The 12,752-nt window shown below is 67.5% G+C and carries 11 protein-coding genes; 8 read left to right on the plus strand and 3 right to left on the minus strand.

All coding sequences use genetic code 11. From position 1 onward, the window contains the following. Positions 1–26 precede the first annotated feature (26 nt). Entirely contained in the window at positions 27–431 is a 405-nt protein-coding gene (locus AC1DEL_RS17315; RefSeq protein ID WP_477108125.1) for a cupin domain-containing protein, read from the minus strand. Between the two features lie 255 nt (positions 432–686). Between AC1DEL_RS17315 and AC1DEL_RS17320 the strand changes: the two genes are divergently transcribed. The 5 genes from AC1DEL_RS17320 (at position 687) to AC1DEL_RS17340 (ending at position 7,096) form a co-directional block, all read left to right on the plus strand. Continuing rightward, a complete protein-coding gene (locus AC1DEL_RS17320; RefSeq protein ID WP_477113565.1) occupies positions 687–1,655 on the plus strand; it encodes a tripartite tricarboxylate transporter substrate binding protein in 969 nt (322 codons plus the stop codon). 20 nt (positions 1,656–1,675) lie between these two features. Further along, positions 1,676–3,094: a 3-isopropylmalate dehydratase large subunit gene (leuC, locus tag AC1DEL_RS17325; RefSeq protein WP_092299893.1), complete on the plus strand. Its 1,419-nt coding sequence runs from the start codon at positions 1,676–1,678 to the stop codon at positions 3,092–3,094. After that, entirely contained in the window at positions 3,087–3,731 is a 645-nt protein-coding gene (gene leuD / locus AC1DEL_RS17330) for a 3-isopropylmalate dehydratase small subunit (protein ID WP_092299890.1), read from the plus strand. The genes leuC and leuD overlap by 8 nt, the downstream gene beginning before the upstream one ends. A 351-nt stretch (positions 3,732–4,082) precedes the next feature. Continuing rightward, the gene (locus AC1DEL_RS17335; RefSeq protein WP_092299983.1) at positions 4,083–6,362 is read left to right on the plus strand and encodes a TonB-dependent receptor; all 2,280 of its coding nucleotides are present in this window, start codon (positions 4,083–4,085) and stop codon (positions 6,360–6,362) included. 47 nt (positions 6,363–6,409) lie between these two features. After that, complete coding sequence (locus AC1DEL_RS17340) at positions 6,410–7,096, plus strand: Fe2+-dependent dioxygenase (protein WP_092299887.1); 687 nt, start codon at positions 6,410–6,412, stop codon at positions 7,094–7,096. Between the two features lies 1 nt (position 7,097). Here the strand turns inward: AC1DEL_RS17340 and AC1DEL_RS17345 are convergent, their stop codons facing one another. Together AC1DEL_RS17345 and AC1DEL_RS17350 are read right to left on the minus strand one after the other, a co-directional pair. Continuing rightward, positions 7,098–8,204, minus strand: coding sequence for a CaiB/BaiF CoA transferase family protein (locus AC1DEL_RS17345; RefSeq protein WP_477126090.1), 1,107 nt, complete (start codon positions 8,202–8,204; stop codon positions 7,098–7,100). A gap of 18 nt (positions 8,205–8,222) precedes the next feature. Then, a complete protein-coding gene (locus tag AC1DEL_RS17350) occupies positions 8,223–9,467 on the minus strand; it encodes a CaiB/BaiF CoA transferase family protein (RefSeq protein WP_092299881.1) in 1,245 nt (414 codons plus the stop codon). Between the two features lie 132 nt (positions 9,468–9,599). Between AC1DEL_RS17350 and AC1DEL_RS17355 the strand changes: the two genes are divergently transcribed. From AC1DEL_RS17355 to AC1DEL_RS17365, 3 genes are all read left to right on the plus strand, one after another. Beyond that, positions 9,600–10,430, plus strand: a complete 831-nt coding sequence (locus AC1DEL_RS17355; RefSeq protein WP_255370952.1) for an IclR family transcriptional regulator — start codon at positions 9,600–9,602, stop codon at positions 10,428–10,430. An 87-nt stretch (positions 10,431–10,517) separates the two neighbouring features. Further along, entirely contained in the window at positions 10,518–11,558 is a 1,041-nt protein-coding gene (locus AC1DEL_RS17360; RefSeq protein ID WP_441644356.1) for a Bug family tripartite tricarboxylate transporter substrate binding protein, read from the plus strand. A gap of 24 nt (positions 11,559–11,582) precedes the next feature. Further along, positions 11,583–12,752, plus strand: a complete 1,170-nt coding sequence (locus AC1DEL_RS17365; protein WP_092299872.1) for an acyl-CoA dehydrogenase family protein — start codon at positions 11,583–11,585, stop codon at positions 12,750–12,752.

A 12,752-nucleotide genomic window follows, 5' to 3' on the forward strand; every position in this document is an offset into this window, starting at 1 on the left:
TTCTTATATAGGCAGGCGGCGCGGATTCAGGCGGGACGGATGACGCGGTCCGGCGATTCCTCGTAAGGCGGGGCGTAGACCACGAGCAGCTTGACGGGCTCGTCGCTGATCACCGTGAAGACGTGCATCGCTTCGGCGGGAAAGAAGCAGCAGTCCCCGGGGCCCAGTTCCTGGGACTGTCCGTTGACTTCGGCGCGCGCACGGCCTTCCAGCACATAGCAGACCTGTTCGATGCCCGGGTGCGCGTGGGGCAGCGCACCCTTGCCGCGTTCGATGGTGCCGTGGATGACTTCGAGTTGGGTGGCGCCGACGTTCTCGCGCCCGATGATGCGGCGGTTCAGCGTGCCGACGTGATTGGCGGGGTGGTAGCCGGCAACGTCCTCGGTGCGGACGAAGTACACCGGCCCGGATGCGGGTGAAGCTTGGGTCATAAAGGGCTTGTCTCCAACAGGGAATGACATCGGTCGCCGCGTGGCATCACGGGCGCCTCTTTTCATGTTTGTGAAACTGATTTTATGTCCATGAAAAACGAAGTCAACTAGGGGATGGCCCTTGGGTGTGGCGCGGGTGCACATCGCATTCATGAAATTGAGGCACGAATGAAGTGCATCGACCGAAATTATGTCGCCGCAGGCAAATGCTAGGATGCCAGCCATAACGACACCTATCCAAAAGGAGACAACCCCATGAAACTCAGCCATCTCGCCTGCACTGCCTTGCTCGCCTGCACCACCATCGTGGGTACGGCCTCGGCCCAGTCCTACCCGCAACGCCCGGTTCGCCTGATCGTGCCCTACGCGCCCGGCGGCAGCGCCGACATCGCCGCGCGCCTGATCTCGGAAGCCTGGTCGAAGAGCCTCGGCGGCACCCTCGTGGTGGAGAACCGCGCCGGTGCGGGCGGCAATATCGGCGTGGATGCCGTCGCCAAGTCGCCGGCGGATGGCTACACCATCGGCCTGCAAACCGTCTCGCTGGCCATCAACCCGGGCCTGTTCCCGCGCATGCCGTATGACACGCTGAAGGATCTGGCCCCGATCGGCATGGTGGCCAGCTCGCAGCACGTGCTGGTGGTCAACAACAAGGTGCCGGCCAAGAATCTGCAGGAACTGATTGCGCTGGCCAAGGCGTCGCCGGGCAAGCTGACCTACGGCTCCGCCGGCAATGGCAGCACCTTCCATATGTCGGCGGAACTGTTCAAGTCCGTCGCCAATGTGTCGATCGTCCACGTGCCCTATCGCGGCGGCGGCCCGGCCCTGGTGGACACCATCGCCGGACAGGTCGACATGAGCTTCCCGGTGATTTCCGCCGCCCAGCAGCACGTGCAGGGCGGCAAGCTGACCGCGCTGGCGGTGACCGGCGCCAAGCGCTCGGCCCTGCTGCCGAATGTGCCGACCGCCGCCGAAGCCGGCCTGCCCGACTACCAGTTCGAGACGTGGTTCATGGTCTTCGCCCCGACCGGCACGCCCAAGCCCATCATCGACAAGCTCAATGCCTCGCTGAACAGCGCGCTGGCCGCGCAGGCCACCAAGGAGCGCATGGTCAAGGAAGGCTTCGAGCCCACCCCGACCACGCCGGAAGCCGCCCGCCAGCGCCTGGAGCGCGAAATGCCGATGTGGGCCAAATTGATCAAGCAGCGCGGCATCACCGCCGAATGACCGAAGCAGAGACCGTAGCGATGACTTCCCGAACCCTATACAACAAGCTGGTGGACTCCCACACCGTCGCCCGGATCGATGAGGACAACGTCCTCCTGTTCTGCGACCTGCATCTGATGAACGAGTACACCAGCCCGCAGGCCTTTGCCGGCCTGCACGAGCAAGGGCGCGGCGTGCTGGTCCCGGGGCAGAATGTCTCGGTCGTCAGTCATATCATCCCGACTCATCCCACGGTGATCCGCGTGATTGCGGACCCGGCGTCGGCGCTACAGGCGACCAACCTGCGCGATAACTGCACCCGCCACGCGATTCCGCTGTTCGACACCAATGACCGCCTGCAGGGCATCGAGCACGTGGTGGCGCCCGAGCACGGCATGATCCGGCCCGGCATGGTGGTGATCTGCGGCGACAGCCACACCACCACCTATGGGGCGCTGGGGGCGCTGGGCTTTGGCATCGGCACGTCCGAGGTCGAGCATGTGCTGGCCACCCAGACGCTGGTCTACCGGATGGCGAAGACCATGCGCATCCGTGTGGATGGCAAGCTGCCGGTGGGCACCACGGCCAAGGACCTGATCCTCAAGATCATCGCCCGCATCGGCGCGCAGGGCGCGCGCGGCTACGTGGTGGAGTACTGCGGCACCGCGATTCGTGACCTGAGCATCGAGGCGCGCTTCACGCTGTGCAATATGACCGTGGAAGCCGCCGCGCGCGGCGCGCTGATCGCCCCGGACGACGCCGCCATCGACTACGTGCTGCGCCGAGCAGCCGATATGGACGAGGCGCAGCGCATCGCCGCCCGCCAGTACTGGGAAACGCTGAAAAGCGACGCCGACGCCACCTTCGACATGGAGTACGTGTTCGATGCCAGCGACATCGAGCCCTACGTCACCTGGGGTACCAGCCCGGACCAGGCGCTGCCGGTATCTGGCCACATCCCCTTCCCCGAAGACCAGATGGACGATGCCGAGCAGCGCTCGGTGGCACGCGCCCTGGCCTACACCCACCTGACGTCTGGCGCGACGCTGGAAGGCACGCCGATCCAGCACGTGTTCATCGGCTCCTGCACCAATGGCCGCATCGAGGACCTGCGCGCGGTGGCCAGCGTGGTACGCGGCAAGCACGTGGCGCAAGGCGTGCGGGCGATGGTCGTGCCGGGCTCCGGCACGGTGAAGGCGCAGGCCGAACGCGAGGGGCTGGCCGACATCCTGACCGCCGCCGGCTTCGAATGGCGCCAGCCGGGCTGCTCGATGTGCCTGGCGATGAATGACGATGTGCTGGCCGATGGCGTGCGCTGCGCCTCCACGACCAACCGCAACTTCGAAGGCCGCCAGGGGCGCGGCGCCATCACCCACTTGATGAGCCCGGCCATGGCCGCGGCCGCCGCCATCACCGGCACGATTACCGATGTCCGCAAGCTGGAGCTTTCCCATGTCTGATTTCGCACACCTTACCGGCAAGGGCGCAGCCATCCGCTTCGAGAACCTCGACACGGACCAGATCATCCCCAAGCAGTTCCTGCGCGGCATCGACAAGGCCGGCCTGGCCCAGGGCGTGCTCTACGACCACCGCTTCGACGCCGCCGGCCAGCCGCGCCCCGATTTCGTGCTGAACCGGCCCGAATACGCCGGCACCCGCATCCTGGTGGGCGGCGCCAACTTCGGCTGCGGTTCCAGCCGCGAGCACGCGGTGTGGGGGCTCCAGCAGTTCGGCGTGCAGGCGGTGATCGCGCCGAGCTTCGGCGAGATCTTCTACTCGAACGCGATGAACAATCGCCTGCTGCTGGTGATGCTGCCCCGGGACGTGATCGAGCAGTTGATGAACGATGTCGATGCCGACAGCGACAACGTCATCACCATCGACGTCGACGCCATGCGGGTGCGCACCCCGGCTGGCGAATACCCGTTCGAACTGTCCGCGCGGCACCGCCGCATGTTCCTGGAGGGGCTGGACATGATCGGCCTGTCCCTGAAGCAGCGCGGCGAGATCGAGCAGTTTGCCGCGCGCTACTGGTCGGCATTCCCCTGGACCAAGGACGTCGCCCGGCGCACCCGGGATCGCCTCTCCGAGGTCTGAAATAAAAATCTTTCGGATGAGTGCCACCCAAACGGGTGGAACCTGTCTGCATACGGCCCGTGATGAACGGGCCGTTTTGCATTTCCGAATCGATATGGGGACCAGGCAGGCGGCACTATAAGCGCCGCTTTCACCATTTTCCACGCCGACAATGTATTAAAACGGAGACAATCTCGATACGCTCACCGTGTCTGTGTCGGGCTAGCAACGCAAATTGAATGGGAATTGTTCGCATTTATATTCCGCCAGCCCGCCAGATAGATGCCCCTCCCGCAGCCGAACCCCGCGCAATCGCGCCCGGCGGCTGAGGACGGATCGGGCCCGACCGCGGAGGAGCGAATGGACCTGACAATGATTCGCCGTACCCCCGTGGCCACCGCACTTGTGGCCCTGTTCGCCGCCCCCGCCGCCCCCGCTGCGTTCGCGCAGCAGGCCCCCACGCCTCCGGCCGCCACGGCCGCCCCAGCCGCCCCTGCTGCCACCGAAAGCGCGCCGACCACGCTGCGCGAAGTCACGGTCCAGGGCTCGGCGGCGCGCGACGACTTCAATGCGTCCGGCAGCCAGCTGTCCAAGCTGCCCGCCGACCTGCGCGACGTGCCCCAGTCCGTCACCATCGTGAACCAGGCGCTGATGCAATCGCAGGGCGTCAGCTCCCTGACCGACGCGCTGCGCAACGTCCCCGGCATCACCATCGGCGGCGCGGAAGGCGGCCAGATCGGCAACAACATCAACCTGAACGGCTTTTCGGCGCGCACCGACATCTACCTCGATGGCTTCCGCGACCGTGGCCAGTACTACCGCGACACCTTCGCGCTGGATCAGGTGGAAGTGCTGATGGGCCCCTCGTCGATGCTGTTCGGGCGCGGCTCCACCGGCGGCGTGATCAACCAGGTCACCAAGAAGCCGTCCCTGAAGGCCGCCACCGAGGTCAGCGGCTCGGTCACCACCAACGGCCTGGTGCGTGCCACCGCTGACGTGAACACCCCTACCGGCGACACCTCGGCCTTCCGCATCTCCGCGATGGCGCAGGACGGCAAGCCGAGCACACGCGACGAGATGACCGTGCAGGACTTCGGCATCGCGCCGTCGTGGCGCTATGGCATCGGCACGTCCACCCAGATCACGCTGTCCGCGCTGCTCCAGCACAACGAGGACATGCCCGATTACGGCCTGCCGGCCATCAACGGCCATCCGGTGAAGGTGGACCGGGACACGTTCTACGGCTTCAACAACGACCACACGCGGCAGAACATCGCCTCGCTGTCGGCGGGCATCGACCACAAGTTCTCGCCCAACCTGCGCCTGCGCAACCAGACCGCGTTCAACTACGTGGAGACGGACGCCCGCGAGACCGCGCCGAACGCCGTCGGCTCCATCAACGCGGCGGGCGCCTTCACCGCGCTGACCACCACCAACCTGCCGCTGTCGCAGCTCTACGTGCGCCAGCAGAGCCACGACCGCAACATCCGCGACTACTCGATCTTCAACCAGACCGAGCTGACCGCCACCTTCGAAACTGGGTCGATCAAGCACACGCTGCTCACGGGCGTGGAACTGGGCCACGACGGCTACAACAACCAGAACTACTACCGGAACGGCAGCTGCGGCAGCACGCCGCTGAACCCGCCGGCCACCGCTACGGCTGCCGCCGGCACCTCGGGCTTCGTGGCCTGCACGCCGGTGGTCGATCCGGTGTACCGGGACTCCCCGGGCAACGTGCCGACCGCCACCGGCAACCTGCAGGGCGGCTCGGCCAACACCGTCGCCGTGTACGCCAACGACGCCATCGAATTCACAAAACAGTGGAAGGCGGTGGCGGGCCTGCGCTATGACCGCTACATCGCCAGCATCAGCAACTCGGTGAATGCCACGAACACACGGGGCAACACGGCGCTGGCCAACGCCGACCAGACCGTCAACTTCACCAGCGTGCGGCTGGGCGGCATCTGGCAGCCTACGGAGCAGCAGTCGTACTACCTCTCGTATGGCACGTCGTTCAACCCGTCGCTGGAGCAGCTGGTGGGCACGGTGGGCCAGCAGTCGCTGGACCCCGAGAAGAACAAGTCCTACGAGGCCGGCGGCAAGTGGGACCTGCTGAACGGCAACCTCTCGGTCACCTCGGCCCTCTTCCGCATCACCAAGGACAACGCGCGCAGCCAGATCGACGCCACCACCTACGCGCTGGCCGGCAAGATCCAGGTGGATGGCTTCCGCGCCGGCGTCACCGGCCGCATCACGCCGAAGTGGCAGGTCTTTGCCGGCTACACCTACCTCGACGCCGAGATCAAGAACGGCATCGCGGCGGGCACGCAGGGCAAGGTGCCGACCAACACGCCCAAGCACACCGCCACGGCATGGACCAGCTACGCCGTGCTGCCAAGCTGGGAAGTGGGCGGCGGCGCGTTCTATATGTCCGAGCGCTACGCCAACAACACCAACACCGTGCAGGTGGGCGGCTTCGTGCGCTGGGACGGCATGATCGCCTTCCACCAACCGAAGTACGATGTCCGCCTGAATCTCTTCAACATCTTCGACAAGAAGTATTACGATGCGCTGATTCAGTCGGATGGCGGCCGGTCGGTGCCGGGCACGGGCCGTACCGCCATGCTGTCGCTCACCTATCGCATGTAAACGCCGGCGGGGCCGCCCTGCCGGCGGCCTTCGCCAGGATTCCAGCCATGCTCGTCTGCATTCCCCGGGTACTCGACGCCGAACAGCTCGCGGTACTGGTCGCCCAACTCGAACACGCCGGCGATGCCTGGGTGGATGGCCGCGTCACGGCCGGCTACTCCGGCGCACCGGTCAAGTTCAACCAGCAGATCGACGAACGCGCCGAGGTGGCGGCCCAGTGCCAGCACCTGATCCTGAGCGCGCTGGAGCGCAACCCGCTGTTCATCAGCGCGGCGCTGCCCAACCTCGTCTATCCGCCGATGTTCAACCGCTACAGCGAGGGCATGACCTTCGGCGCCCATGTGGATGGCAGCGTGCGCATCGACCCGCACAGCGGGCGCAAGCTGCGCACGGACATCTCAGCCACGCTGTTCCTCTCGGACCCGGCCAGCTACGACGGCGGCGAACTCCAGGTGGAAGACACCTACGGCCTGCACAAGGTCAAGCTGGCCGCCGGCGACATGGTGATCTACCCGGCCACCAGCCTGCATCAGGTCACGCCCATCACGCGCGGCACCCGGCTGGCCAGCTTTTTCTGGATCCAGAGCCTGGTGCGCGACGATGGCCAGCGCGCGCTGCTGTTCGACATGGACAACGCCATCCAGACCCTGAACCAGACCAACGCCGACGAACGCGCCCGGCGCAGCCTGGTGGGCTGCTATCACAACCTGCTGCGGCAGTGGAGCGAGACCTGAGCTAGCGCGGATCGGCGGCGAGCCACGGGCTGCCCCGCTCCAGTCCGGCCCGGACTTCGTCGGCATGCTCGCCAATGGCAGGAATACGCCCGACCTGCCGCACCGCGCCGTCGAAGCGCGGCGCCGGGGCAGTCTGCAGGAAACCATCCGCCTCCACATAGACCCCGCGCGCCACGTTATGGGGATGGGCGGCGGCCTCCGCCGGGCTCAGTACCGGCGCAAAGCACACGTCGGTGCCCTCCAGCCGGCGGCACCAGCCTTCCCGGGTATCCGTGGCGAACACCTCGGCCAGATGCCGGTGGAGTTCCGGCCAGGCCTCGCGCTGCCACTGCCGGGCGAAGCGCGGGTCATCGGCCAGCCCCAGCGCCTGCACCAGCAAGCCGTAGAACTGCGGCTCGATGGCGCCCACGGTGATGAACTGGCCATCCGCGCAGCGATAAGTGGCGTAGAAGTGCGAACTGTCGTGGAGATTGCGCCCGCGCTCGCCGTGGATATAGCCCTTGGCCGTGGCCCCCAGCAGCAGTTGCAGCATGTGCGCCGAACCATCGACGATGGCGGCATCGACCACCGTGCCGACGCCCGTGCCCCGCGCGCGCAGGATGCCGGACAGCAGGCCCACGGCGAGGTACAGGGCCCCACCACCCACGTCCCCGGTCACGGCGAAAGCGGTCGAGGGCGGCGTCTCCGGTGCACCGTTGTAATAGAGCGCGCCAGACAGCGCGGTGTAGTTGTTGTCGTGGCCGGCCACCTGCGCCATCGGGCCGGTCTGGCCCCAGCCGGTCATCCGGCCATAGACCAGCCGGGGGTTACGCGTCATGCACACCTCTGGCCCGAGCCCCAGCCGCTCCATCACGCCGGGACGCATGCCTTCGATCAGCGCGTCCGCGTCCGCGATCAGGTCCAGCACCAGCGTGCGGCCTTCCGGCGTCTTCAGGTCGGCCATCACCGAGCGCTTGCCCCGGTTGACCAGCTTGCGCGGCTGCCCCGACGCGCCATCGTCAGGCCGTTCCACGGCTATCACATCGGCGCCGAGGTCGGCCAGATGCATCGCACAGAACGGCCCCGGGCCGAGCCCGCTGATTTCCACGATCCGCACGCCTTCCAGCATGGCTGCTCCTGACATCGCTCAAACGACTCCGGCCGACTTCAGCGCCGCAAGATCCGCAGCGGTGACCCCGATCGCGCCATAGACCGCCGCGTTGTGCTCGCCCGTGGCCGGACCACTGCGCGGCGGCGACGGCTGGTAGCCGGAGAAGCGCGGCACCACGCACGGCGCCGGAATCGTGCCGAGGTCGGCGTCTTCGAGCCGGACGATGGCCTCGCGCGCCTGCAGGTGGGGATCGTCGATCACATCGACAATGGTGAAGACCTTGCTGAACGGCACCTCGTGCGCCTTCAGCGCTGTGGCGATGGCGTCATAGGACTGCGCGGCGAACCAGGCCACGATCAGGTCGTCGAGCGGGCCGATATTGCGGATGCGGTCCGGGTTGCGGCGATAGTCGACGGACTCCGCCAGATCGGGCCGTTCCATGGCCTTGGCCAGCCGCCGGAACGTGACGTCCGACGAGGCCACCAGCGAGACCCACTGGTTGTCCGCCGTGCGATACATATTCGACGGCGCGGTGTAGGTCGCCCGGTTGCCGGAGCGCCCGCGCACCTGCCCAAGTTGCTCGTACTCCACCGCCAGCGGCTCCAGCAGGCGCAGCAGCGCCTCGGTGGCGGACAGGTCGATCTCCCGCCCCGGGCCCTCGGGCGCGCCGCGCGCCTCGGCAATCGCCGTGGCAATCGAGAACGCGCCGAACAGCCCCGCCACCATGTCCCCGATCGGATAGTTCATGTGCATCGGCCCGCCGGCGGCCTCGCCGCACAGGTTGGTGAAGCCGCTCATCGCCTCGAAGATCCGCGCGAAGCCGGGGTTGGCGGCATACGGGCCGGTCTGGCCGAAGCCGGTCAGGCGCAGCACGGTCAGGCGCGGATTGGCGCGATGCAGGGTGGCGATATCCAGACCCCATCGATCCAGCGTGCCGGTGCGGAAGTTCTCCACCAGCACATCGAACTCCGGCAGCAGGCGCAGGAACAGCGCCCGGCCTTCCGGCGTGCGGACATCGAGCGAAATACCCTGCTTGCCGCGATTGGTGACCTTCCAGTACAGCGACAGGTCGTCCTTTACCGGCGCCAGGCCGCGCAGCGGGTCGCTGCCGTCCGGCAGTTCCAGCTTGACCACCTCCGCGCCCATGTCGCCGCACAGCGTGGCGGAGAACGGCGCGGCCACCACGGTGGCCATGTCCAGGATGCGCACGCCGCGCAGCGGGCCGCCTTGGGGCGAGTCGGAGGGGGTCCGCTGTGCGGAATTGCATTCGGAGGGGTGCATGTCGTCGCCAGGTAGAAAGGGAAAAAGCGCGGTGAGACGAGGGTGGTCCCGCCAGACCCGCCTTGCAAGCAGGGTTTCGCACAGCGAAACCGTTCCGGTTCATCATTGACTCCCCGACCTGCGGAAACCAACATGAATCCACCCCAGCGCCCCCCCGCCATGGACCCAAACACGATTTCCGGCCTGGCCAGCGCCGACGAGCTGGCCCACGACAGACAGTTCGCCACCAACCTGGCGCGCGGCGTGGAAGTGCTGCGTGCCTTCACCCCGGCCCGGCCGATCCTGGGCAACCAGGATCTCGTGGTCAGCACCGGGCTGCCGAAGGCCACGGTGTCGCGACTGACCTACACCTTGTGCCTGCTGGGCTTCCTGAGCCGGGTGCCCGGTACGCAGAAATACCGGCTCGGTTCGGGCGTGCTGGCGCTGGCGTACCCGATGCTCGCCGCGCTGCCGATCCGCCAGGTGGCCCGCCCCTACATGGAGGCCATCGCGCGGGAAACCGGCTGCACGGTGAACCTCGGCATGCGGGACCGGCTGACCGTGGTGTACGTGGATAGCTGCCGGCTGGACCCGACCAACGTGTACCAGCCGGACATCGGCAGCACCCGGCCGGTGCTGTCCACGTCGATTGGCCGCGCGCTGCTGCTCGGGTGCAGCGCGGAGGAGCGCACGGCGGTGCTGAACCGGCTGCGCGTGGAAGACCCGGAGCGGTTCCGCGTGGAGAAGCCAATGTGGACGGCCGAGCAGCAGCACTTTCCCGCGCGCGGCTTCTGCCTGAGCCCGGGCGAATGGCGGGCGGAGATCCACGCGATTGCCGCGCCGATCCGCATGCCGAAGCAGGAGCCGTTTGCCTTGAACTGTTCGATCTCGGCCTTGCGCGACAAGGACGGGTATCTGGAGCGGGAAGTCGCCCCGAAGCTRCTGGAAGCCGTGCGGCAAATCGAATTCGGCCTGATGCGATAGCGAACCCGCCATCGCGCACCGGCCACCCGGACGGCCCGCAGAGGCCGCCGGACCCATCGTGGACCATCGTCAAATACGGAGACAACCATGTCTGGCATGAAGAATCTGGCCCGCTCGCGTCGCGGGTGGCTCACTGGCGCGCTGCTGATGGCAGCCTCACCGGCCCTCTGGTCAGCGGCCGCTCAGGCAGCGGACAAGGCAGCGGATAAGGCCAACGAGAGCGCGGCGCGCTTCCCGGACCATCCGATCCGGATCATCGTGCCCTTCTCCGCCGGCGGCGTGGTGGATTCCGTAACGCGCGTGGTGGCGGAGCGGATGTCGAAGACGCTGGGCCAGCCGGTCATCGTCGAGAACAAGTCCGGCGCCGGCGGCGCCATCGGCACGGACGGCGTGGCCCGCTCCACGCCGGACGGCTACACGCTGCTCGCGGTCAGCCCCAGCCACGCGGTGGCCCCGCTGCTCAACGCCAGCATCACCTGGAACGCCGAGCGCGATTTCCGCGCCATCGGCGGCTTCGGCATGATTCCCAACGTGATCGCCGTGCCGGCCAACTCCAGCGCGCAGACGCTCAAGGCGCTGCTCGACGATGCCCGCGCCCACCCGGACAAGCTGACCTATGCCAGCGCCGGCGTCGGCACCTCCAACCACCTGGCGGGCGCGCTGCTGGCGCAGAGCGCCGGGGTGCAGATCACCCACGTGCCCTACAAGGGCCAGCCGGAGGCGCTGACGGACCTGCTCGGCGGCCGGGTGTCGATGATGCCGCTGACGGTGGCCATCGCCCAGTCGCACGTCAAGAGCGGCAAGCTGCGTGCGCTGGCCGTGACCTCCACCAAGCGCTACCCCGGCATGCCGGACGTGCCCACGGTGGCCGAGGCAGCCAACCTGCCCGGCTACGAGGCCGGCGGCTGGTTCGGGCTGGTGGCGCCGCGCAAGACGCCGGACGCCGTGGTGCGCAAGCTGGCCGATGCCGTGGCCCAGGCCGTGGCCGCGCCGGATGTGGCCAGCCGGCTCCAGGACCTCGGCATGGACGTGACCCCGCAGACCGCCCCCGCCTTCGACAAATACGTCGATGCCGAATCGCGCAAGTGGGCCCGTGTGCTCAAGGCGTCCGGCATCACCGCCCAATAATCCTTTCCCGAGAGGCGACCTCCCATGATTACCAACCCTTCCGCCATGAACACGCTGCTGGCCGACATCCGCCGCTTCGTGCTGGAAACCTGCATCCCGCTGGAAGCCGAGATCGATCGCACCGATGTCATTCCCGAGCCCGTGGTGGAACAGATGCGCGCGCTGGGCCTGTTCGGCCACAGCATTCCGCGCGAGTACGGCGGCGCCGGCCTGACGGCCGAGGAGTTGACGCTGGTCAATATCGAGGTGTCGCAGGCGGCCACGGTGTTCCGCGCCCGCTTTGGCGGCAATACCGGCATCGCCTCCGAATCGCTGGTGGCAGACGGCACCGAGGCCCAGCGCACGCGTTACCTGCCCCGGCTGGCCTCCGGCGAGATCACCGGCTGCTTCGCGCTGACCGAGCCCGAGGCCGGCTCGGACGCCACCTCGCTGCGCACCGTGGCCGTGCGCGATGGCGACCACTACGTGCTCAACGGCAGCAAGTGCTTTATCACCAACGCGCCGCTGGCGGACCTGTTCACGGTCTTCGCCCGCACGGACCCCAACACGCCGGGCGCGCACGGCATCAGCGCTTTCCTGATCGARCGCGGCACGCCGGGCCTGAGCACCGGGCCGGCGGAGCGCAAGATGGGCCAGCACGGCTCCCCGGTGGGCGATGTGTACCTGAAGAACTGCCGCGTGCCGGCTTCGGCCATCGTCGGCGAGGTGCCGGGCCGTGGCTTCAAGACCGCGATGAAGGCGCTCAACAAGCAGCGCATCAACCTGGCCGGGCTGTGCATCGGCCCGGCCATCCGGCTGGTGGACGAAATGGTGCGCTACGCCGCCACGCGCGAGCAGTTCGGCCGCCCCATCGCCGATTACCAGCTGGTGCAGCAGATGATTGCCGACAGCAACACCGAGGTGCACGCAGCGCGGGCGCTGGTGCTGGAGACGGCGCGCAAGCGCGACAACGGCGGCGACGTGACCATGGAGGCGTCCATGTGCAAGCTGTTCGCCTCGGAGATGTGCGGGCGCGTGGCGGACCGCGCGGTGCAGGTCTTCGGCGGCAGCGGCTATGTGGCGCGCACCGTGGCGGAACGCTTCTACCGCGATGTGCGCGTATTCCGCCTCTACGAAGGCACCACGCAGATCCACCAGCTCAATATCGCCCGGCGCACGATGGACGCGCGCGGCCGGGCGCTGGAGCTGGGCTGA

This window comes from Cupriavidus sp. 10L43_2, from assembly GCF_056395265.1.